Here is a 1,852-nt window from a genome sequence, read left to right as displayed (position 1 = left end):
CGCACTAAGTAGATTCTCAACATTATGTCGCGCCTTGCCGATTTTCACGACATTGCGTTTTCACCTGACTATTCCGGACTTCAACTCCCGCGTCATCGTCTGTCACGGGTAAAGGGGCGTTCGGCAGTTTGCTCTGTTACGCCGGGGCGTCGCTGGTTCACTTTGCGCGGCTTCCCGCAGCTGGTCTAACTCACTTTTCAAGTTACGCCCTGCCGCTGGTGTCCGCCGCAGCGGGGAGTGTTCGCACCAAAAAAATAAGAGGAGACAATTATGAAAGAGAAACCTTGGTCAATCGATAGATCAGTACAACGAAACATATACTGGATGACTGTCGTCTGTATCGCACTCGGAGGCGCCGCTTCTGCTGATGCGCAGACCGTTAAAAATGAGGGAGTGGCGGCCCCGGCCCTTTCGACGCAGGCCGAAAATAATGCTGATGAACCTCCGGCAGCAAATCAGTCCAACGTTTCTCATATCGGAAACGTCATACCGGAGCCGCCGGAAAGTGCGCGGCAGGGGCCACTGGCTTCACTTGGCCAGAAGCTCAACGATTGGGGTTTTACGCCGTCGCTCAATCTTACGCAGATGTATCTCGGCAACCCGAGTGCGGGCCAGCAAACGGGTAATCATGAAATCCTGACTTTTGTCGCAGTGGGTGGCGATTTCGACCTCCAGAAGATTGCCGGTTTTCCCGGTGCGACCATTCACTTCCAGCAGGTATTTGCGCCATTCACAACGAACGTCACATGGGGCAATCAGGTGGGGGATACGCTTGGGGGAAAGCCGGGGCCTTTTGTGCCCCAAAAGGCGCACCTCGCTGTATTCACGTGGGAGCAGAAGGCTTTTGGAGACCGACTGGATTTCGAGGTTGGGAAAAGCAGTCCGGACAACTATTTCGCATTACCCGTATGCAACCAGGGTTTCGGTTGCACGAGTGCACTGCTTTACGACAGCGCTGGCATGAATCCGCCTATCTACCCGAATTGGAGTGCGCGTGTGCGCTACAGCCTGACACCGGCGTGGTCTTTTCAGGTCGGCGTTTGGCGCTCTAACGCACAGTACCCATGGACTAATGGGTGGGAGTGGACCGATAAGACGCCGGACAGCAATGCATGGCTGGCGAACGTGGTCTATCACACAACCTATCAGACAGATCCCTACCCGAAAAGCTATGAGTTGATGTTTTACTACAACACGGGAAAGCAGACGGACCCATACACATTGGGTACGCACAAGGGCACGTCGGGGATCTACTTTGGCGGGCGACAGGTCATATACCGCCCCGATGGAGGCAAAAGTACCATAGACGATCCGACGGCTGTTGCATTGTTTGCTACGGCCACCGGAAGCTTTGATTCACATAACTCGGACGGTCTCTCCATGACGGGCACTGCCGGGGTTACACTCGAAGCCCCATTGCGCAGCAGGCCGCATGATAGCGTTTCGCTCAGTGTGAATTGGGCGACTGTTACGCCTCATGACCACGCTTATCTTGAACAGGCTAATCTCGCAGCTGGAGGTAGTGGCTACGCGGTTGGTCGCACCGAATATGGCCTCAGGCTCGATGCGAATGTCGAACTCACGCGCAGTATTGTTCTCAGTCCCTATGTGATGCGGACATGGAAAATGAATACATGGTTAAATCCTGCTTACGCTGGCACACCGCGAAATGGGGTTGTGTTCGGCGTACTGGCCACCGTGTTTATCGACAAGATGCTTGGCCTCACCGACCACTGAACGCTTTTTTGGGGTTATATCAAAGACACGGTGCTGGAACCAGTGCGTCGCAAAGGTTCAGATTTCCCGTAAATCCGGTATGTTAGATCGACAGCAATTGGAAACATTCGCGACC

1 protein-coding gene is annotated in these 1,852 nt (G+C 54.1%); it reads left to right on the top strand.

Features of this window, described 5'->3' with window-relative positions; all coding sequences use genetic code 11:
* The first annotated feature begins 324 nt into the window (after positions 1–324).
* Positions 325–1,737 (top strand): carbohydrate porin, encoded by a 1,413-nt coding sequence (locus G3N97_RS38515; RefSeq protein ID WP_205997957.1) that lies wholly within the window; start codon positions 325–327, stop codon positions 1,735–1,737.
* Positions 1,738–1,852: the final 115 nt, after the last annotated feature.

The sequence above is a fragment of the Paraburkholderia sp. Ac-20347 genome, assembly GCF_017104805.1.
GTDB classification, from domain to species: Bacteria; Pseudomonadota; Gammaproteobacteria; order Burkholderiales; family Burkholderiaceae; genus Paraburkholderia; species Paraburkholderia tropica.
This window is presented reverse-complemented; position numbering and strand designations above follow the sequence as displayed.